This window comes from Natrinema salinisoli (assembly GCF_020405205.1).
Taxonomy (GTDB): Archaea; Halobacteriota; Halobacteria; order Halobacteriales; family Natrialbaceae; genus Natrinema; species Natrinema salinisoli.
The window spans coordinates 1,406,885-1,427,044 of record NZ_CP084469.1; the positions used below are offsets into that span (position 1 = coordinate 1,406,885).

A 20,160-nucleotide genomic window follows, 5' to 3' on the forward strand; every position below is an offset into this window, starting at 1 on the left:
GGCCGATATCCGTTATCCAGTGGCAGCGAGGACTCACGAATCGGCGAATCGGTCTCGCACTTCGAGCGCCACGTCCGCCCCGTAGTACTCGACCAGCGGGCGGAACGCGTCGCCGAGCGCTCGCATGCACTGGCTGGCGGAGTGATACCCGAGGCGGTCGGCGACGGCGTCCCAGTCGTGTCCCTGGAGGACGCGCGAGACGAGGAGTCGCTCTTCGCGATCGGACAAGTCGACGGTATCGGGGTCGGCGACGAGATACCGGACGACGAGCGGTCGAAACGGCCCGGGGTCGACATCGAACAGTCCCGGCCCGTAGGCGGCACCCGCGACGACGCGCCACTCATGGTCGGTCAATGCGAGCGGCGGTCCGGCGTCGGCATTGACGCTTCGGAGGGCCGCCCGGGCGACGTCGGGCTCGAGATCGTCGAGCGCGTCCGAACTGAGCGCGGCGAACCGGCGGGCGAACCAGTCGGCGTGACGATCGCGCAACGCCGTCCCCTCGTCGGTCGTCGGCGCGAGCATGAGCGCGGAGTACTCGCCGCTGGCGTCGTTGCGCGTCGTCGAGACGTGGACGGTTCCGTAGCCGTTCTCGCGCCAGAACTCGAGGAGCCCGGGCGTCGCGCCGAACCCGGTGCCGAACCAGTCGATCGCGTCGGTTTCGTCGGCGTTCTCACTGACGACGCTACCGCCGCTGCCGTCTGCGAACTCCCGTTCGATCCGCTCGAGCAGGTGCGACCCCAGCCCCCGCGAACGGACCGCGTGGTGGGTTGCGATGCGGACGACGCGGAGGCCAGCCGGCTCGCCCGCGGCCTCGTCTCGCAACTGGCTCGTCAGGACGTCCGGCAGCATGTTGCCGCGAACGCGGCCGCCCTCGTACATCATCGCCCGCGTTTCTTGTGGAAGGTTCCCCTCTCGAGCGAGCAAGGCGACGGTGACGACGTGGCCGTCGTGGACGAGCGCGCGGGCCTCGAGGTTCGGGGCGTCGAGCAGCCGCGCGAGGTCGTTGGGTTCGGTCCGGTAGTGTGCGAGGACCAGCAGGCCGAAGGCCTCGCGGAGCAGTCGGTCGTCCGCGAGCAGGTCGTCGGGCTCGAGTCGTCTGTACTCGACCGTCTCGGGCGCGGCGTCGGCCACGAGCGGGTCGACCGGCGGCCGCGCGTCGAGCAACAGCGCGCGAAACGCCCACACTTCGATCGGGTCCCCCGCCGCGTACCGGATGGGCTCGACGAGCGTGCAGTCGGTCACCTCGTGGTCGCTCTCGGCGAGTCGGTCCCGAAAGCGGACCGAGAACCCTCGCCCCGCTCCCTCGTAGCCGTGAATCGTCGTCGCGAACGCGACGCGGTCGGCGGCGAGCAGCGACTCGAGGGTCGCGACCGGAAGCGCGGCGGCCTCGTCGACGATGACGACGTCCGCCGACTCGAGGTCGGCGATGGCCTCGGACGGCTCGCGAAATCGGATCGAGCCGCCGGACTCCGTTTCGATCCTACGTGATTCGACGGTCGCGGCGTCGCCCTCGAGCCGCTCGCAGAGTTCTCCCGCCCGGTCGAACAGTTCCGACGTGCTTCGCGCGGCCGGAGCGGTTACGAGGACGCGCTCGCCGTCGACGGCGAACGCCCCCGCAGCCAGTCCCGCCGCGCTGGACTTGCCGCGACCGCGATCCGCCTCGAGGACGACGGCCCGCTCGCCCTCGAAGAGGGACTCGAAGGCAGCGACGGCGTCGACCTGATCGGTCGTGAGACACGCCTCGTACGCAGCGGTCGGAAATCGATGGTCCGGCGGTGGCGTCGGCGCACCCGTCGAGAGACGCGGGGCCGGGTCGGTCAATCCATCGGCCTCGAGGCGACCGGCATCGAGATCGACGATCGCGATCCCGCGGTGTGCTCGGAGGGTCTCGACGAGGCGGCGTCTGAACCGGCCGGTAACGTCCTCGAGATCGAACGGCGGAATCGCGAGCGACGCGTCGAATTCTCCTCGTCTTTCCGGCCAGTCCTCGAGCGGCGGCGTCAGTAGAATCAAGAGGCCGCCGCCGTCGACGGCCCCAGTGACCTTCCCGAGCGCGTTCGGCTGGAGCTCGTCGTGCGTATCGACGGCGATCACCTCTCGCGTCGTTCCGAGGAGGTCGCCAGCGGTGACCTGCGGAACCTGTTCGCACCGAAGCCGATCCTCGGGACCGACGAGCGTCGTCGCGGTGATCGGGACCGACAGCGTATCCAGGATCGACTCGAGGGCGTCGTACCCTCGCTCACGGTCGCCCGCGAGTACCAGTAGCCGTCGCTCGTTCGCGCGCCCGGCTTCCTCGCGGAGCGATTCGGCGAGGGCGACCACGTCGACGTCCATGCGTTCGGGTTGGAGCGGCGAGCGTATAGTAGCCACCGAACGCCACCGCGCGCTCGACCCACGACGGTTCCCCGACCGGCGTATGATTGGACGACCTCGAGCCAGCGATCGCACATGTACGGGAGCATCGTTACTGGACCCCCGGACCGAGACGTCGATATGTCTACCGAGTACGACGATCTCCCGCTGGTGTACTCCTGTTCGGGGTGCTCGAGCGCAGCGCAGCTGGCGAACGATCTGGCCGTCTCACTCGACAGGGACGAAATGGCCGAGATGTCGTGTATCGCCGGCGTCGGCGGCGGAGTGGCTCCGCTCGTCGAGACGGCCACGTCCGGGCGGCCGATCGTCGCGATAGACGGCTGTCCGCTCGAGTGTGCGAAGCAGTGTCTCGATCACCACGACGTCTCCCCGGACCTCCACTACAACCTCGCGAAAGAGGGCGTTCCGAAGGAGTACCACACGGATTACGACGACGACCAGGCCGCGAGGCTGCGGCGCGAACTGGAAGCGGACGTCGAGGAACTCGCGAACGCGGATTGACGGTCCGCTCGCCGTCACGGACGATATCGGCGTGCGGTGGTATCCCACGGACTCGTGCGTTTGAACACGCTTTTAAGGGGGGCAACGCTATTCGGGTGTACACCCTACGCGGGGTTGATGATGCTCCTAGCTTCACAGGACTTCGCCGGGACCGGCCCGGCACGGGTACCCAGTGCCCGGACGGCAGGGGAGCGCGAGCCCACGTGTAGGAGAGGTGAACAACCAATGTCAGTTTACGTAACCACCGACATCCCAGCCGACCTCGCAGACGACGCCCTCGAGGCGCTCGAGGTCGCTCGAGACACAGGCCGAGTAAAGAAAGGAACGAACGAAACCACGAAAGCGATCGAGCGCGGCAACGCCGAGCTCGTCTACGTCGCTGAAGACGTCTCCCCCGAGGAGATCGTCATGCATCTCCCCGAGCTCGCCGACGAGAAGGGTATTCCCGTCGTCTTCATCGAAACCCAGGACGACGTCGGCCACGCAGCCGGCCTCGAGGTCGGCTCGGCCGCCGCGGCGATCGTCGATGCAGGCGAGGCGGAAGACGACGTCGAGGACATCGCCAGCAAGGTCGAGGACCTCGACTGAGGTGATCAAAGATGAGTGCTGAAGAGGAAGAAAGCGGCTCCACGCCCGCCGAGGTCATCGAGATCGTCGGCAAGACCGGCATGCACGGCGAAGCCATGCAGGTCAAATGCCGAATCAAGGAGGGCGAGAACCAGGGACGCATCATCACCCGTAACTGCCTCGGGCCGGTCCGCGAAGGGGACGTACTCCAGCTTCGCGAGACCGCCCGCGAGGCCGACTCCATCGGAGGACAATAATGGTCGAGAAACGAACCTGCGACTACACGGGCGAAGAGATCGAACCCGGTACGGGCATCATGTACGTCAAGAACGACGGGTCCGTACTCCACTTCGTCGACTCCAAGGCGGAGAAAAACTACAAGCTCGGGCGCGAACCGCGCGATCTCGAGTGGACAGAGGACGGACGTCGCGGCAAGGGTCCGTCGCAGGCCGACACGCCTGTTGACGAGGACGAGACCAGCGAAGACGAGGACCTCGAACCTGAGGCCGACGCGGTCGACGACGAGGAAGACGTGCCCGCCGGGGACGAATCCGTAGACGAGACCGAGGAAACGGAGGCCGACGAGGCCGACGAGGCTGACGAGGCTGATGAGGCTGACGAGGCCGAAACCGAGGAAACCGAAGCATGAGCGATCACGAGCGCACCTTCGTGATGGTCAAGCCCGACGCCTTCGCGCGCGGCCTCGTGGGCGAGGTCATCTCCCGACTCGAGGACCGCGGGCTCAAGCTCGTCGGCATCAAGGTCGAGAACATGCCCCGCGAACGGGCGGAAGAACACTACAGCGAACACGAGGACAAGCCGTTCTACGGCGACCTCGTGGACTTCATCACCTCGGGCCCGGTCGTCCCGATGGTCTGGGAGGGCCAGGACGCGACCCGTCAGGTCCGCCAGATGATCGGCGAGACCGACCCGCTCGAGGCCGAGCCCGGAACGATCCGTGGCGATTACGCGCTCGATCTCGGTCGAAACGTCGTCCACGCGGCCGACCACGAGGACGAGGGCGCAAACGAACGTGAGATCGGCATCCACTTCGACGACGAGGAACTGATCGAGTACGATCAGCACGACGCCGAGTGGCTCTACGAGTAACCACGACAACGGTCTAACGACCGTACTATTTCGGTCACGTCGTATCGAGACCGATTCTGACGCGGCTATTCTTGGTGATGGCCTCCTGTTCGGAGAGCCGTCGGCGAGACAGCTACGACCCGACAGCACCTATACTCAGGGGTCGAGAGATCTCGGCCGACAGTCGTCGGACCGTTCGGCAGCACCGATCGTGAACGACTGGGGAAACGTGGAGCGGTTTCAGCCTTCGACTCAGACACAGTAGGCGACCCGATACGAACGCGAACGGTGCGATACCAGGGAGATCGGACGGCGTAGAGGACTCGGATAGACCGTACCCCGTCAGTGTCGGCTCGCGTCCGTTATACCTGGAAAATAGACATACTGATCGTTTTCACAAAATTCGTAACCGATGTGTACAGCATATGGTATTATTATATTCTTATTTTTATATTATTTAATTCATTTATAGCGCTAATAAGACGTAAGGCCTAATGTGACGGGTGGAGAAGAGGCCGGTGGTGGTTTCGAATGGTAACATACGGTAGGTGGTTCGTGGATGCGTGAAACGAAGGGTGGGAGAACAGGATTACCGGCGAGTACGACTCCGTCACTGGATCTCCTTTTCGATCTGCTCTCGAATAGTCGACGGCGGTACGCGCTCTACCATCTCAACGACCAACCGGATGGTGTAGCGACGATCGAAGAGCTCGCCACGAACGTCATCACACTCGAACGGACGACAGAGACCGGTGATGTGAGTGGGAATCAGACTGTGGGGGGAGCGCTTGAGACCGACTCGTCGGAGTTGCAATCGGGGGTGCAGCTGGAACTCCAGCACGTCCACCTGCCGAAACTCGAGGAGGCGGGCATCATCGAGCACGATCGACGAAGCGAGATGGTCCGCTACTGGCGGCAACCGTCGCTCGAGGAGTGGCTCGAGCACGCCCAGTACAAGGAGATGGGATAGGGAGGAGACGGTCTCGGCAGCGTCTGCGTGGTGGTAGACATGCCGAGCAGAATCGTTGAAAGGTTTAATATTAGGCCCGTGGTGGATCCAGTGGAGCGTCGGTGAATCGCAAGAGAGGACGGTCGTACCTTTGTGGGGTGTGATATCGTCTCACTCCTCAAAACTTAACAAGCGAGATACCGATACAGCACGTGAGGTGCATACTATGACTGAACACGAACTTCCACCACTTCCGTACGATTACGACGCGCTCGAACCGGCACTGTCCGAGCAGGTACTCACCTGGCATCACGATACGCACCATCAGGGATACGTCAACGGCCTCAATTCGGCCGAGGAAACCCTCGCGGCAAACCGCGAGGAGGGCGACTTCGGCTCGACGCCCGGCGCCCTCAAGAACGTCACCCACAACGGCTGTGGGCACTACCTCCACACGCTGTTCTGGGAGAACATGTCGCCGAACGGCGGCGGCGAGCCGGAGGGCGACCTCGCCGACCGCATCGAGGAGGACTTCGGGTCCTACGAGGGCTGGAAGGGCGAGTTCGAAGCCGCAGCCGGTGCCGCCGGCGGCTGGGCACTGCTGGTGTACGACCCGGTGTCCAAGCAGCTGCGCAACGTCGCGGTCGACAAACACGACCAGGGCGCGCTCTGGGGCTCCCACCCCATCCTCGCGCTGGACGTCTGGGAACACTCCTACTACTACGACTACGGTCCGGACCGCGGGGACTTCATCGACGCCTTCTTCGACGTCGTCAACTGGGAGAAGGTCGAAGAGGAGTACCAGACGTGTCTCGGCCACTTCGAGTAACGTCGCCTGCGACCCCGTGACGAGCTAGTCAATCTCGGTTTTTTTCGAGTGATCGCCGCTGAGCGACCGCACCGTCTCCGGTAACCGGATCGTCGACCCGCTGGCTTGTAAGATCCGTGTATCAGCACTCAACGGGAGCCGCTGCCGTCTCGATCTCGGTGAACTCGAAGGCAGCACCGCCCGACTGACTCTCGGTTACGCGTACCTCCCAGCCGTGGGCGCTCGCGATCTGTTCGACGATCGCCAGCCCCAATCCAGTTCCGTTACCGGTCGTGTATCCCCCCTCGAGCACCCGTTCCCGTTCACCAGCGGGAATCCCGGGACCGTCGTCCGAGACGACGAACCCGTCCCCCGTCGGCGTCGTGTCGACTCGCACAGACACGTCGTCGCCCCCGTGTTCGACGGCGTTGCGGTACAGGTTCTCGAGCAGTCGCGTGAGCGGCTCGGGATCCGCCAGGACGGACACCTCGGGCCTCCCCTCGAGCGTCGCATCGCCGGTATCGACCGTCTCCCAGGCCGTCCGAGCGATGCCAGCGAGGGAGACGGGTTCGGGGTCGATGGCGTCCTCGTCCGCCCGGGTGAGCGTGAGTACCCCGTCGATGATCGCGTCCATTCGGTCGAGGGATCGGTCGACTTCCTCGAGCGCCGTGAGGTCCCCGGTGTCCCGAGCGATATCGACGTAGCCGTCAGCGACGTTCAGCGGGTTACGGAGGTCGTGACTGACGATTGCCGCGAACTGGTCCAGTTGTTCGTTGCGACGCTCGAGGACGCGCTGCTGGCGTTTCTGCTCGGTGACGTCGTGAAGCAGGAGCAGCGTTCCGCCGGCAGCACCGTCGACGCCCTCGAGCGATCGCGTTACCGCTTCGACGTGTCGATCGTCGAGCGTCAGTTCGGTTCGCTCACTGGTAGCCCCGGCGTACCAGTCGCGGAGCTCCGGTACCGTCTCGAGGGCGTCTTCGGCCTCGAGGCCGATGGGGTCCACGTCGTCCGTGCCGATGAACCGTCGTCCGGATCGATTCACGTCGATCAGCCTGTTCTCGGGATCGAACAGGAGCACGCCGTGATCGATGGACTCGAGCACCCTATCGCGGGCGACGGGAACGAGATCCATGAACCGGTAGCGTCTGAACGCCCAGGTGTACGCGACGCCGGCGACGACGAGCCCGATCGGCGTGGTGTCAACGATGAACGGGCCGAACACCTGAGCCGCGTTCGCGACGATCGGAGCCATCGTTCCGACCGCGAGGACGAGATACTGTCCGCGATACCGATTCTGTGAGTGGGCGTACGAGCCGAGAAACAGTCCTGAGACGAGTGCTCCCAGCACGTAGGAGATCACGATATGCCACCAGAACGCGGGGCCGAACGCGAGTGCGAACCCGCCGGGAGCCGTCGGATCGACCGCGAACGTCTCGATGAAGATACCGTTCGGGTTGATCGTCGCCACCGAGAGAACGAGAATCGGATAGCACGCCGCCAGCGCAATCGTCTTGGCGGTGAGAAGTCGGGAGAGGCCAGTGTACGCCAGTGCGAACAGGAGCATCCCCACCGTCGCGAAGGCCGAGGTGAACATAGTCCGAAGCGTGATCGCACCGATCCTCGGATCGGTCGTTACGGAAAAGATCAACAGTGACCCGCCCCAGAGAACGGTTCCGATAAGCACGACGAGCAAAAACGGAGCGCCCGGATTGTCTCGGTGTTGCCAGACGATGTAACTGAGCCCGATCGCGATCGGCGGCGACAGCGCGTTTATCGCCAGTACGATCAGGACGAAGAGCTCAGTCATCATCTGTACTCGTCGAGACAACACATAAAAGGCTACGGCCGATTCGATCGGCACGAGAGCGTTACGTTCGATTCGACGGAGTCGGGCCGCCCGTATGGGGGTTCGGTTCAGGGCTGCAAGTACGGCTAACTGTTTTGGTCGTGTACTCCGGGGATAGCATATGGCACTTGAGCACAGGGACCACGCTCGTTCCGCCGAGGGTGCAGTGGCACGTGAGGACGACCGCTCGCTTCCGGCGGCCCTCCGCGCGGCCGTCGACGGCGACGTGCGGTTCGACGAGTACACGCGCGTCCTCTACGCGACGGACGGCAGCATTTACAGCGCCCAGCCGGCCGGGGTCGTCTTTCCGCGGGATACCGACGACGTCCGCGCGGCGATGCGCGTCGCGGCCGACCACGGTGTGCCGGTCCTCCCGCGCGGAGCCGGCTCGTCGCTCGCCGGACAGACGGTCGGTCCCGGCTGTGTCGTCCTCGATCTGTCGCGCCACATGGATGGGATCCTGAATATCGACCCCAACGAACGGACCGCCGTCGTCCAGCCGGGCGTCGTACAGGACGATCTCGACGCCGCACTCGAGCCCCACGGCCTCCGCTTCGCGCCCGACCCCGCCTCCTCGAACCGGGCGACAATCGGCGGCGGGATCGGGAACAACTCGACCGGCGCTCACTCGGTCCGCTACGGTATCACGGACGCCTACGTCGACGAGTGCGCGGTCGTCCTCGCGGACGGCTCGTTGATTCGAACTCGAGATATCGTCCTCGACAGCCCCGAGTGGGATCGAATCGTGTCGAAGGACGATCGCGAGGCCGAACTCTACCGGACGGTCCGAGCGCTCGTCGAGGACAACGCCGACGAAATCGAGTCGCGGTATCCGGACCTCAAACGGAGCGTCAGCGGGTACAACCTGCAGAAGGTGATCCGGGAAGGCGAGGAGAGCGAGGCGGTGACAGCCGCCTCGGACGGCCGAGCGGGCGAGGCCCGCGAGGAGGGTACTCGGATCATCAACCTCTCGAAACTGCTCGTCGGAGCGGAAGGCACCCTCGGCGTCGTCGTCGAGGCCACGCTCTCCCTCGTGACCCGGCCCGAGGAGACCGCGCTCGCGGTCTACTGTTACGACGACCTGCTCGAGGCGCTGGCCGCGGTCCCGGACGCCCTCGAGCTCGAGGCCAGCGCCGTGGAACTCATGGATCGAGAGGTGTTCCGGCTCGCCGCGGAGTCGGCGGAGTACGCCGAGTACGCGGAGCCCATTCCCGACGGGACCGAGGCGGCGTTGATGCTCGAGTTCGATTCCGAGGTCGTCGACGACCTGTCGGACGCGATCGGGGGCGCGACGACCGCGCTGGTCGACGGGGGAAACGCGTTCGGCTCGATCGAAGCGTTCTCGCAGGCGAAACAGGATCGCCTCTGGAAGCTCCGGAAGGCCGCAATCCCGCTGTTGATGAGCATGGAGGGCGACCCGAAGCCGTACCCGTTCGTCGAAGACGCCTCCGTGCCCCCGGACGAGCTCGCAGCGTACGTCGCGGGCTTTCAGGAGATCCTCGAGAACCACGACACGACGGCGGCCTACTTCGCACACGCGGGGGTCGGCACGCTCCACATCCGGCCGGTGTTGAACCTCAAAGACGGGGACGACGTCGAGAAGATGCGCGCGATCGCCGACGACGTCACCGACCTCGTCCGCGAGCACAACGGCTCCTTTTCGGGCGAACACGGCGACGGCCTCGCGCGGACGGAGTTCAACCCCAAGCTGTACGGCCCCGACCTCTGGGAAGCCTTTCAGGACCTCAAGTCCGCGTTCGATCCCGACTGGCGGCTGAATCCCGGAAAGGTCGTGTATCGGGAGGACGACCCCACGGACATTCGCGAGCATCTCCGATACGGGCCGGACTACGCCTCGCTCGAGCCGCAGACGACGCTCGATTTCGACGACGAGGGCGGATTTTCCCACCTCGTGGAGCTCTGTAACGGCTGTGGCACCTGCCGGCAGACCGACGGCGACGTGATGTGTCCGACGTACCGAGCGACCGAGGAAGAGATCGCGACCACGCGAGGGCGAGCGAACCTGCTCCGGGCGGCGATCAGCGGCGAGATCGACCCCGAGGAACTCTACGGCGAGCAGTTCCAAGCGGAAGTGCTCGACCTCTGTATCGGCTGCAAGGGCTGTCAGAGCGACTGTCCCACCGGAGTCGACCTCGCGAAGCTCAAGGCCGAAGTCAAACACCAGTACCACGACCGCGAGGGGACGAGTCTCCGGGAACGCCTGTTCGCGAACGTCGACCGGCTGGCCGCGATCGGAAGCACCCTCGCGCCGGTCGCCAACCGCGCGACCGAACTGCCGGGTGCGCGGACCGCGCTCGAGAAGACCCTCGGGATCGCGGCCGATCGAACGCTACCGACGTTTCGGCGGGAGTCGCTGGTCGACTGGTTCGAGGGGCGAGGCTCCCGGGTCGACCCCGAAAGCGCGACCGCGGGGGTCGTCCTCTTCCCCGATACGGACACGAATTACTCGAACCCCGAACTCGGGAAGGCCGCCGTCGAAGTCCTCGAGGCCACCGGTATCCACGTCACTATCCCCGACCTCGGTCCAACCGGGCGGGCGGCGTACTCAACGGGGATGCTCGACGACGCTGCGGAACAGGGGCGGGCACTCCTGGACGACCTCGAGCCGTACCTCGACCGGGGCTGGTCCGTGCTGTTCGTCGAACCCTCGGACGCAGCCATGGTCGTCGACGAGTACCGGTCGTTGCTCGGGGACGACCGAGTCGAGACGCTCGCGTCGAACGCGTACGGCGTCTGCGAGTACCTCGACGAACATCGGCTGGACGAGGAGCTGTCGTTCGATCGGTCCGCGACCGCGGAGGCGCAACTGACGTTCCACGGCCACTGCCACCAGAAGGCTCGCGGCGCGGACCACCACGCAGTCGGTGTGCTCCGGCGAGCGGGATACGCCGTCGACCCCGTCGATTCGGGCTGCTGTGGCATGGCCGGCAGCTTCGGCTACGAGGCCGACCACTACGACCTCTCGGCGGCGATCGGCTCGTTGCTTCGGGAGAAACTCGAGGCGAGCGGGGCTCGCGATTCAGCGAGCAATCGGTCGCAACCGGACGAGGAGACGACCGTCGTCGCACCGGGCACCTCCTGTCGGACCCAGATCGGTGACTTCGAAGGCTACGATCGACCGGCCCATCCCGTCGAATTGCTCGCGCGGGGGCTCGAGCCGTAGTCGGCCCCGTGGAGAGTCGAATCCCGAGCGAAACCGACGATTCTCGCTCGTCCTCGATGCCGGCCGTTCGAAGGGACTCCTCGAGGACCGTCGGGTGGTCTCGACGATTCGGAACGTGGCCGACGGCGAGCCGATCAGGGAACGGCACACGGTCAGAGGGGGTCCCGACGCTACCGATCCCAGTAGCCGAGAGCGTAGATCGTCGCGGTGTTGACCGTTCCGTCAGCCATCGTCGATACGGACGCCGGGACGTAATACTACCCTCCGGCCAATACTGTCGCTCGAACCCGATTGGACGGTCGGTAGAATCGTGTGGCCATGACGTGACTCGTCTCGCTCGGAGAGCGGGAAGACGGCTAGGACCGCTCGAGCACTGCTCGAGAACATCCCGCGGGAGCTACGTACCGTGCGATGGCCGTCGAACCCACGTTGCAGTCGAGTGTCCGGTCAGTATCAAGCGTCGGCCCGATCCGCTCGGACGGGCTCGACGCCCGTAAACTCGAACCGAGCCCCGCCGGCCTCGCTCTCGGTGGCATCGACCGTCCACCCGTGCGCGGTCGCGATCTCCTCGACGATGCTCAGACCGAATCCCGTTCCGTCGTCGTCGGCCGTGTATCCCTCCTCGAAGACGCGGGTTCCCTCGTCGGGAAAGCCCCGCCCGTCGTCTGCGACGAAAAACCCCTCGACCGATCCGTCGGCTGCGTCGCCGAGCGTTCCAACCGTGATCTCGAGGTCGGCCCCGTCACCGGGCTCCGTCCCGTGCTCGATCGAATTGCGGAACAGGTTCTCGAACACTCGCGCGGTCCGATTCGGATCGGCGAGGATCGAACCGTCGGTGTCGATCTCGATCGTTGCTTCCCCGGTAGCGACGCCGTTCCACGCCCGCTCCGCGACGTCAGTGAGGGAGACCGGCACCGGGTCGGTAACGTCGGCCCCCTCACGAGCGAGCGCGAGGACGTCCTCGATGATCGTCTCCATCCGCTCGTGGGACCGTTCGATCTCGTCGAGATACGCCTCGGGATCCTCGTCCTCGCGAGCGAGGTCGAGGTAGCCGTCCGCGACGTTCAACGGATTGCGCAGGTCGTGAGAGACGAGGTCGGCGAACCGCTCGAGGCGTTCGTTCTGGCGCTGTAACTGCGCTTCACGACGTTTGCGTTCGGTAATGTCGCGAACGATGAGCAGCCAGCCGGCGTGGCGGTCGCGCCCGTCCTCGATCGGCGTTGCCCGGATGTGATAGTGGCCGCCAAACAGTGCCAGTTCGCGGTCGGTCTCGACGGGATGTTCCGTAAGTTCGTGGTACTCGTCGCGTAATTCGGGAATCCCCTCGAGCAGCGAGTCGAGGCTCGCTCCGATCGGCGATTCGTCGATATCCTCGAGCATCTCCCGGGCCACGGGATTGATGTCGATGAGCCGATTTTGCGTGTCGACGACGAAGACGCCGTCAGTGACGTTGTCCAGGACGCGGTCGCGAGCGATCGGAACGATGTCGACCAGGCGGTAGCGGACGATCGCAATCGCGTACATCGTGCCGGAGAGGATGAACCCGACGGGCGTCGTATCGAACGGGATCTCGCCAAAAATGTCGAAGATGTGGATCGCGTTCAACAGTACCGGGAGCATTGTGGCTCCGAGTAACGCTCCCGCCTGGCCGCGATACAGCGCCCGTGAGTTGTACAGTAACTCGATGATCATCGCCATCCCGGCGAGAGAGAGGCCGTACGAGTAGAGGACGTGGACGTCGAACGCGATTCCAGTTTCGTATGTAATGCCGGCGACGGCGCTCGAATTGTAATCGAACGATTTGAAAAACAGGTTGCCGGGATTCACGAACGCGAACAGGATGAGCACCACCGGCTCGATCGAGAGGAGCGCGACCGTCTTCCGCGTAATGAGGTGTTCCCGCCCGCTGTAGGCGAGAACGAAGAGGAACGTCCCGAGGACGCTGGGTCCGACACCGACGTAGAGCAGTCGGGCCATGAACTCCGCCAGTGCATCTCCCCTGGCCATGGTACGCACGACCAGCGTTCCCGCCCAGAACGCCGCGCCGGCCAACCCTACCGTTAACCAGGTGGCTCCGCTTTTCTCCCGATGACGCCAGACGACACCGGTGAGGACGGCAGCGACCGCCGTCGCAACGAAGTAGACGATCAGGCCGAGGTCGGGAGTGAATTCCACAGGCTCAATCGTTCGTCTGAATTATAAAAATTTGTGGCCACTAGCCTTCGAAGGACCAGATTCCGTCAGAAAAAGAGCTGGAATATAAAACTAGTCATTGTCATAACAGGGGTATCAAATATCGTGTCAGAGATTCCTGGGTTTCAATCCTCGAGTGTCGCGGAGACACCGCTTACAATCGCGAGCGGAGCCAGACGCGGCGCAACGCGCCGCGAGAAGCGAGCGGCGGAGAAGGAGGCGTACGTTGATCGAAACTGAGCAAGCGATTTCGAAGGTATCACCTGGTCCAACGGAGCGCTTCGCACTCCGTTGCAGATTTCACCGAGGGACACCGCGGTCGCAAATCGTCGCGATCGCGATAGGGCGCCGTTCGAGACGACCTCGCCGTCTCGTGACTGAGCGAATCGACCCTAAGCGGGAGCGAAGCTCATGCGAGGTCAGCGGGACGTACGTCCCGCCAGGATTCGCGATGTCCGCGAACGCGAAGCGTTCGCTTGATCACGAAAGACGCTTCGTGTCCTCGAACGACAGCGTGAAACCTCGTCAGTCGTCCGCGGGGACCTGTTCCCCGACGGTGTCGGGACGACTGACGTCGCGGTCGGTTTCCTCGCCGTCGATATCGTAGGGGTACTCTCCCGTCACGCAGCCCAGACAGAGATCGATGCGGTCCTTCTCGAGGACCTCGGCGACGGCGTCGGTCGAGAGGTAGGCGAGGCTGTCGGCGTCTATCTCGTCGCGGATCTCGGCGGTGGATTTGTCCGACGCGATCAGTTCCTCGCGGGTGGCCATGTCGATCCCCATGTAACAGGGGGCGACGATCGCGGGGGCGCCGATGCGGACGTGGACCTCCTCGGCCCCGCAGTCCTTGAGCAGCTGGACGAGCTGGGTCGAGGTCGTCCCGCGGACGATCGAGTCGTCGATGACGGTGACGGTCTTGCCCTCGATCGTTGACTTGATCGGGTTGAGCTTCAACCGCACCGCGCGTTCGCGCTCGTCCTGCGTCGGCATGATGAACGTGCGGCCGACGTAGCGGTTCTTCATTAGTCCCTCCGCGAACTCGACGCCGTCGTCGTCCGCGGCTCGTCGCTCGCCGTCGGCGGTCGTCTCGCTCGCGGCGTCCGCATAGCCGGCGGCGAACGCGCGCCCGGAGTCGGGGACGGGCATCACGACGTCCGTCTCGACGCCGCTTTCCTCCCAGAGCTTCCGTCCGAGGTTGCGTCGCGCCTCGTAGACGAGCGTGTCGTCGATGACGCTGTCGGGTCGCGCGAAGTAGACGTGTTCGAAGAAGCAGTGTGCGGTGTTCTCGTTCTCGACGAGTTGGTAGGAGTCGAAGCCCTCGCCGTCGTCCTGCAGGACCACCAGTTCGCCCGGTCGAACGTCGCGGACGAGTTCGCCGTCGAGCGTGTCGATCGCGGCCGACTCCGAGGCGAGGATGTAGCCATCCTCGAGTTTCCCGATACACAGCGGGCGATTCCCTTCCGGATCGCGCACGCCGAGGACGGTGTCGTCGTGGGTGATTGTCAGCGAGTAGGAGCCGTGAATGCGGCCCATCGTGTGTTTGACGGCCCGTACGAGGTCCTCCTCCAGGAGGTTCCGCGCGAGGTCGTGGGCGATGACCTCGGTGTCGCCGTCGCTGGTGAAGGCGTGTCCCGCGCCGGCGAGTTCGTCGCGGATCTCGTCGGCGTTGACGAGGTTGCCGTTGTGGGAGAGCCCGAGCGAGCCGCTCTTGAACGAGACGGAGAAGGGCTGTGCGCAGGAGGAGTCGACCGAGCCGGCCGTCGGATACCGGACGTGGCCGATCCCTGCGGATCCGTTGAGCGTGTCGAGATCGTCCTCGTCGAAGGCGTCTCCCACGAGCCCCATTTCGACGTGGCTGTGTTGTTGGAATCCGTCGTGGGTAACGATCCCCGCGGATTCCTGGCCGCGATGCTGGAGTGCATAGAGCGCATAGTACAACGGACGTGCCGCGTTTCGACCGTCCAGTGAGACGCCGACGACGCCGCACTTTTCGGTCATTCCTGTTCGCCGGGGAGTCTCGCCCCGCCCATCAGTCATGGAAGTCAGTAGGGCACCGAGACGATAAAAAGCCCCGTGTTTGTGCCTGTTCGACTCTCCGCTGACCAGACTTTTACCCACTATCATGCATATATCGCGGGCGAACGCGTGACAGCGCTCGCGTGAGCGGGCCGATCGATTCCTCGAGTAACGAGCCACCTCCGTTTCGAACGAGCGTCGATGGGAGACGACGCCCTGCACCTATCGATCGGACGGCCGACGGAGCGCCAGCGAGGCGAGCATGGATCCACGAACGTGAGTACATCTGGAAAGACCGATCGGGCGTCCCGCCACCGAGCACCGGATCTCGGCGACCGATGACACAGTGTTCAAGACGGTCGCCTCGAATCCGACGAGTATGCGACTCGAGGAGTACTGGGGGGTCGGCCCGAAGACGCGGGAGACGTTGGTCGACGAACTCGGAAGAGAGCAGGCGATTCGGGCGATCGAGAGCGGCGACGTGCGGGCGCTGGCCGACGCCGGGCTCGCCCGCGGTCGGGCGACGCGAATCCTCCGCCGAGCGACCGGCGGCGCGGGGATGGATATTCTCGCGACCAGTGACGCCCGGTCGGCGTACAAGGAGCTGCTCGATCTCGCGGTCGAACACACCGTCACGCAGCGCGCAGCCGATCGAATTCGAGTTCTCACGCCACTCGACAGCCGCGAGGAAATGACCGCTCGCCTCGACGACGTACTCGCGGCCCGAGACGCCTGGGCCGACCTCGCGGACGACGACCGAACCGCCGTGCTCGAGGCCTACGAGCGCTACGACGAGCGCGACGGCAGCGAGCACGCGGCCGTCGAGGCCGCGCTCGCACTGCTCGCGGCCGGCGTCGACTCCGGCCCGTTCGCCGCGATCGCGGACCTCGAGCGGGACCGGCTCGAGGACGCGGCCGACGCGCTGGCGGCGCTCGACGACGGACGGGTGCGAGACGGTGCGGACGAGGAACTCGACCGCCTCCGAGACGCGCTGGGCGCCGTCGAGGACATGGACGCGAACGTGCTCGCGCTGATCGAGGACCTCCGTTCGGAGGGCGTCCGCGACGTCGAGGGATTTCGGCAGTCCTTCGAGGACCGCCTGCTGACCGAGACGGGCGTGACGATCGATCGGGTTCGGGACGCGATGCCGACCGACGCGACGGACGCGACCGACTTCGTCGGCGGAACCCTCCGGACGCTCCGGAGCGACCTCACCGAAGCGGTCGACGAACGCGAGCGAGCCGTTGCGAGCGAGTTCGAGGAAACGCTCGCGGAGGCACGCGACGCCGTCGACCGAGCCGTCAGCGCGGTCGACGACATCGCCCTGCACCTCTCGCTGGCTCGTTTCGCGCTCGAGTACGACTGTACACGGCCCGTCTTCCTAGACGGGGAGGACGCTGCAGTGTCCGTCGTCAACGCGCGGAATCTCACGCTCGCAGCGCACGACGACGAATCCGTTCAACCGGTCACCTACGCGCTCGGCGAGCACGGCGTGACGAGCGTTCCCGCTGGAGTAAACGCGGTCCCCGGTCAGGAACGCGTCGCCGTCCTGACGGGCGCGAACAGCGGCGGGAAGACGACGTTGCTCGAGACCGTATGCCAGGTCGTCCTGCTGGCCACCATGGGGCTCCCGGTTCCCGCCGACCGGGCCGAGGTCACGCCCGTCGACTCGCTGGTCTTCCACCGCCGGCACGCGAGTTTCAACGCGGGCGTCCTCGAGTCGACCCTTCGATCGATCGTGCCGCCGCTCTCGTCGGGCGGGCGCACGCTAATGTTGGTCGACGAGTTCGAGGCGATCACCGAGCCAGGAAGCGCGGCGGACCTGTTACACGGCCTCGTGACGCTCTCCGTCGACCGCGAGGCCCTCGGCGTGTTCGTCACGCACCTCGCGGACGACCTCGAGCCGCTCCCGCCCGAGGCGCGGGTCGACGGCATCTTCGCGGAGGGGCTGAATCCCGACCTCGAGTTGCTCGTCGACTACCAGCCGCGGTTCGGTACCGTGGGACGGTCGACGCCGGAGTTCATCGTGTCCCGACTCGTCGCCAACGCCGGCGACCGGGGCGAGCGGGACGGGTTCGAGACGTTGGCGGAAGCGGTCGGCAACGAGGTCGTCCAGCGGACGCTCGCGGACGCCCGCTGGACGGCCGACGAGTGAGCACGCGCGCCGGGTCCGACGTCGCTACTCGTCTCTCCGTTACTCGTCGGATTCGTCGATACCGTCCGTCGGTCCATCGCTCTCCCGACGGTCACGCTCGAGCCAGCGGTCAGGTGTGGGCGTATACGTCGGGTCGCCGTCTTCGATCGACTCCTCGTAGGTATAGAGGATCCCGTTTCGCTCCTCGCACACGCGCGCCTCGAGATACGCCTGTGCGGCCCGTCGCGAGAGCGCCCCCATCTCGACAATATCGGCCAGGGCGGTCTTGGTCGCGCGAAACCAGCGCCCGACGGTGCTGTCGTCGGGCCGGGTCGCAACGATCGCCCCGCGGCCGCCGTCGCGGCCGTCACCCCACTCCAGCCAACAGACCCGGTAGGGGTCGACCTCGTAGTCCGCTGCCGGATCGACGAGGTACAGTGCCTCGTACACACAGGGGTCGAGATAGTTGGAGAGGATCCGATCGCGGGCGATCGAATCCGCTACCAGGGAGCCCTCGATCGCGCCGCCGGCGAGCGGCGTCGCCGCAGTGATCTCGGTCGCGAGTGTGAGGTCCTCGCCGCCCCAGTGACTGTAGCGCAGATCGTAGAGCCGATCCGGTCGCCCGTAGGCGACGAGCGCTCTATGTCCCATCGTTCACCCGCTCGAAATCGCGTGAATCGATCCGCCCGACGCTCGAATGGGGTACCGTGTCGCGGGTCACGAGGACTCTGGTCGCCCGTCCCTACTTGAACCTGCGGACGGGGTCAAGAGCCCGGCCCGATTCCGACCGAAAATACGGACCAGCGACGACCGATCGCATGCACGCTTCTCGAGGGATCGGTCGGAGTCACGTCAGCACGCGCGTGAGACTCGCTGGTGCGGAATCGGCTTCCCGACTGGACCGTCCGCGTCGACCGGTTGTTCGACACGGTAGATGGTCACCGACTCGATCCCACCGGGTGCGCGGTCACAGAAGTACGCGCCCGCCGACTCGAGGACGGGATCGCCCGTGCCCTGTGCTTTCGTCCCGTATCGCTTCCAGAGCGTCGACGGGTATCGATCCATCGCGTTGGGCGGTCGGTCGAACGTGACCGGACCGCCGGTGACGAGATCGGTCGATTCCCCGGACTCGTCCGTCGCTTCGACGACGTACCAGCTGTAGGAATCCGGCGGATCCGGCGCGAAGAAGGCCCAGCTCGCACTTCCCAGCGTGCTATCGTCTCCCGAAACCGGCGTATCGACCAGCCCTGCTGCGGCGACCTGCCAGCCCACGATGGCGACGAAAACACAGACGAGGAGCACAGACGCAGCGAGTCGGACACTGCGCCGAAGACCCGGTGACAGTACCGTTCCGGACGATGCTGCACCGGCCGCGGCGTTCTCTTCGCTCGCGGACTCTCTCTTCCGGTCGATCCGTGCACCCGTCACGAACGACTCGAGACGCTGTCCGAGCCCGGCCGTCGAACCGTACCGGTCGACGCGGTCCCAGAACTGCGGCGGGAGGAAGACGAGCAGGACCGCGACCATGACGAACGGAAAGGCCCCCAGCCGCATCGTGACCGCCATACCGAGGTGTGCCGCGACGAACGCAGCGACCGTCGCGGTCCGGAGCCAGCCGGTCGCGAGCACGAGCAGTACCGACGCAGCGAGGGTGGCGGTCCAGAGCCAGTTGATCGCGACTAGGACGGCGGGAACCTCCGCCATCGCCGGCCCCAACAGATAGACGAAATCCTCGAGCTGCAAGATCCGCTGAGCTCCGACGCCGGCCATCCAGGCCTCGCTCTGGAACTTGAGGATCGCGTTGATCGCGTAGATGACGACGACGTGCAGGAGGAGGATCGCAGTCGCGACCGAAACGACGCGGTCGTCATCACGACGTGAATCGCTGGTACCCCGGGTCCCGGAGCGACGCGGACGAAGCGACCACCGCATCTCGAGCGGGAGGAGTGCCGCGAAAGCGAGCAGCGAGAGGAGAATCGTGTCCCCTCCGTTGACCAGATACGGGTTGCGCGCGTGCAGCGACGCGAGGAGGAGCGCCGTGCCGAGAGCCGCGAGTCGGTGCCTGTAGCCGACGAGCACGCAGGCCGCGAGGACACCGGTCGCCCCGAGCAACAGGGCCTGTATCCAGACCGAGCCCGACAGGGCGTGGAGCGACCACCGGGCGAGTACCGGCGTCGTCTCCGCGAGTGTGGATCGGGGGAGGACACCCTCGTCCGTGTAGAACGCCACCAGACCCGGAGCCCGGAGGAAAAGCAGATCGAACAGGACGACGAGTCCGAGTCCGATTCGGAACGCAGCGAGCGCTCGCGGGTCGATCCCGAAACGCGACCGAACACGCGTTCGAAACGATGCGAGCCTCGACGCGTCAGCGTCGGTCGCGGTCGTCGATTCGGATGATGCCGCTGTCATGGGGAGGGACGAAGTCGCTCCTCGGTTGTCAGCCGGTATATAAGTATTTTCTCCCGAATCCCGGCCCTGGAAATCGGCGCGGGACGTCGGT

15 protein-coding genes are annotated in these 20,160 nt (G+C 65.4%); 9 read left to right on the forward strand and 6 right to left on the reverse strand.

What is annotated here, in order from left to right:
- Positions 1–33: 33 nt before the first annotated feature.
- Positions 34–2,334, reverse strand: coding sequence for a tRNA(Met) cytidine acetyltransferase TmcA (gene tmcA, locus LDB05_RS07000; protein ID WP_226007880.1), 2,301 nt, complete (start codon positions 2,332–2,334; stop codon positions 34–36).
- A gap of 159 nt (positions 2,335–2,493) precedes the next feature.
- Here tmcA and LDB05_RS07005 point away from each other — a divergent pair, with 159 nt between their 5' ends.
- The 7 genes from LDB05_RS07005 to sod all read left to right on the forward strand — a co-directional run bounded on the left by LDB05_RS07005 (position 2,494) and on the right by sod (position 6,308).
- Positions 2,494–2,874 (forward strand): putative zinc-binding protein, encoded by a 381-nt coding sequence (locus tag LDB05_RS07005; RefSeq protein ID WP_226007205.1) that lies wholly within the window; start codon positions 2,494–2,496, stop codon positions 2,872–2,874.
- Positions 2,875–3,099: 225 nt separating this feature from the next.
- A complete protein-coding gene (gene rpl7ae, locus LDB05_RS07010; protein WP_226007206.1) occupies positions 3,100–3,462 on the forward strand; it encodes a 50S ribosomal protein L7Ae in 363 nt (120 codons plus the stop codon).
- An 11-nt stretch (positions 3,463–3,473) separates the two neighbouring features.
- The gene (locus LDB05_RS07015) at positions 3,474–3,698 is read left to right on the forward strand and encodes a 30S ribosomal protein S28e (protein ID WP_006064297.1); all 225 of its coding nucleotides are present in this window, start codon (positions 3,474–3,476) and stop codon (positions 3,696–3,698) included.
- Positions 3,698–4,090, forward strand: coding sequence for a 50S ribosomal protein L24e (locus tag LDB05_RS07020; RefSeq protein ID WP_226007207.1), 393 nt, complete (start codon positions 3,698–3,700; stop codon positions 4,088–4,090). Before LDB05_RS07015 ends, LDB05_RS07020 begins: the two co-directional genes overlap by 1 nt.
- The gene (gene ndk / locus LDB05_RS07025; RefSeq protein WP_226007208.1) at positions 4,087–4,551 is read left to right on the forward strand and encodes a nucleoside-diphosphate kinase; all 465 of its coding nucleotides are present in this window, start codon (positions 4,087–4,089) and stop codon (positions 4,549–4,551) included. Before LDB05_RS07020 ends, ndk begins: the two co-directional genes overlap by 4 nt.
- Before the next feature lie 538 nt (positions 4,552–5,089).
- Positions 5,090–5,500 carry a DUF7344 domain-containing protein gene (locus LDB05_RS07030; RefSeq protein WP_226007209.1) on the forward strand — a complete coding sequence of 137 codons (411 nt, stop codon included), beginning with the start codon at positions 5,090–5,092 and terminating at the stop codon, positions 5,498–5,500.
- A gap of 205 nt (positions 5,501–5,705) precedes the next feature.
- Complete coding sequence (gene sod, locus LDB05_RS07035) at positions 5,706–6,308, forward strand: superoxide dismutase (RefSeq protein ID WP_226007210.1); 603 nt, start codon at positions 5,706–5,708, stop codon at positions 6,306–6,308.
- 121 nt (positions 6,309–6,429) lie between these two features.
- Here sod and LDB05_RS07040 read toward each other — a convergent pair whose 3' ends face one another.
- Positions 6,430–8,094 (reverse strand): sensor histidine kinase, encoded by a 1,665-nt coding sequence (locus LDB05_RS07040; protein ID WP_226007211.1) that lies wholly within the window; start codon positions 8,092–8,094, stop codon positions 6,430–6,432.
- A 160-nt stretch (positions 8,095–8,254) separates the two neighbouring features.
- On the opposite strand from LDB05_RS07040, the gene LDB05_RS07045 reads away from it, so the two are divergent.
- Positions 8,255–11,317, forward strand: coding sequence for an FAD-binding and (Fe-S)-binding domain-containing protein (locus tag LDB05_RS07045; protein ID WP_226007212.1), 3,063 nt, complete (start codon positions 8,255–8,257; stop codon positions 11,315–11,317).
- A gap of 453 nt (positions 11,318–11,770) precedes the next feature.
- Here LDB05_RS07045 and LDB05_RS07050 read toward each other — a convergent pair whose 3' ends face one another.
- Together LDB05_RS07050 and purF are read right to left on the reverse strand one after the other, a co-directional pair.
- Entirely contained in the window at positions 11,771–13,492 is a 1,722-nt protein-coding gene (locus LDB05_RS07050; RefSeq protein ID WP_226007213.1) for a histidine kinase N-terminal 7TM domain-containing protein, read from the reverse strand.
- A gap of 543 nt (positions 13,493–14,035) precedes the next feature.
- Positions 14,036–15,508: an amidophosphoribosyltransferase gene (gene purF, locus LDB05_RS07055; RefSeq protein ID WP_226007881.1), complete on the reverse strand. Its 1,473-nt coding sequence runs from the start codon at positions 15,506–15,508 to the stop codon at positions 14,036–14,038.
- 397 nt (positions 15,509–15,905) lie between these two features.
- On the opposite strand from purF, the gene LDB05_RS07060 reads away from it, so the two are divergent.
- Positions 15,906–17,681 carry a MutS-related protein gene (locus tag LDB05_RS07060; protein WP_226007214.1) on the forward strand — a complete coding sequence of 592 codons (1,776 nt, stop codon included), beginning with the start codon at positions 15,906–15,908 and terminating at the stop codon, positions 17,679–17,681.
- 39 nt (positions 17,682–17,720) lie between these two features.
- Here LDB05_RS07060 and LDB05_RS07065 read toward each other — a convergent pair whose 3' ends face one another.
- On the reverse strand, positions 17,721–18,311 hold the full coding sequence (locus LDB05_RS07065) for a DUF6735 family protein (RefSeq protein ID WP_226007215.1): 591 nt from the start codon (positions 18,309–18,311) through the stop codon (positions 17,721–17,723).
- Positions 18,312–18,512: 201 nt separating this feature from the next.
- Positions 18,513–20,069: an HTTM domain-containing protein gene (locus tag LDB05_RS07070; protein ID WP_226007216.1), complete on the reverse strand. Its 1,557-nt coding sequence runs from the start codon at positions 20,067–20,069 to the stop codon at positions 18,513–18,515.
- Positions 20,070–20,160 lie beyond the last annotated feature (91 nt).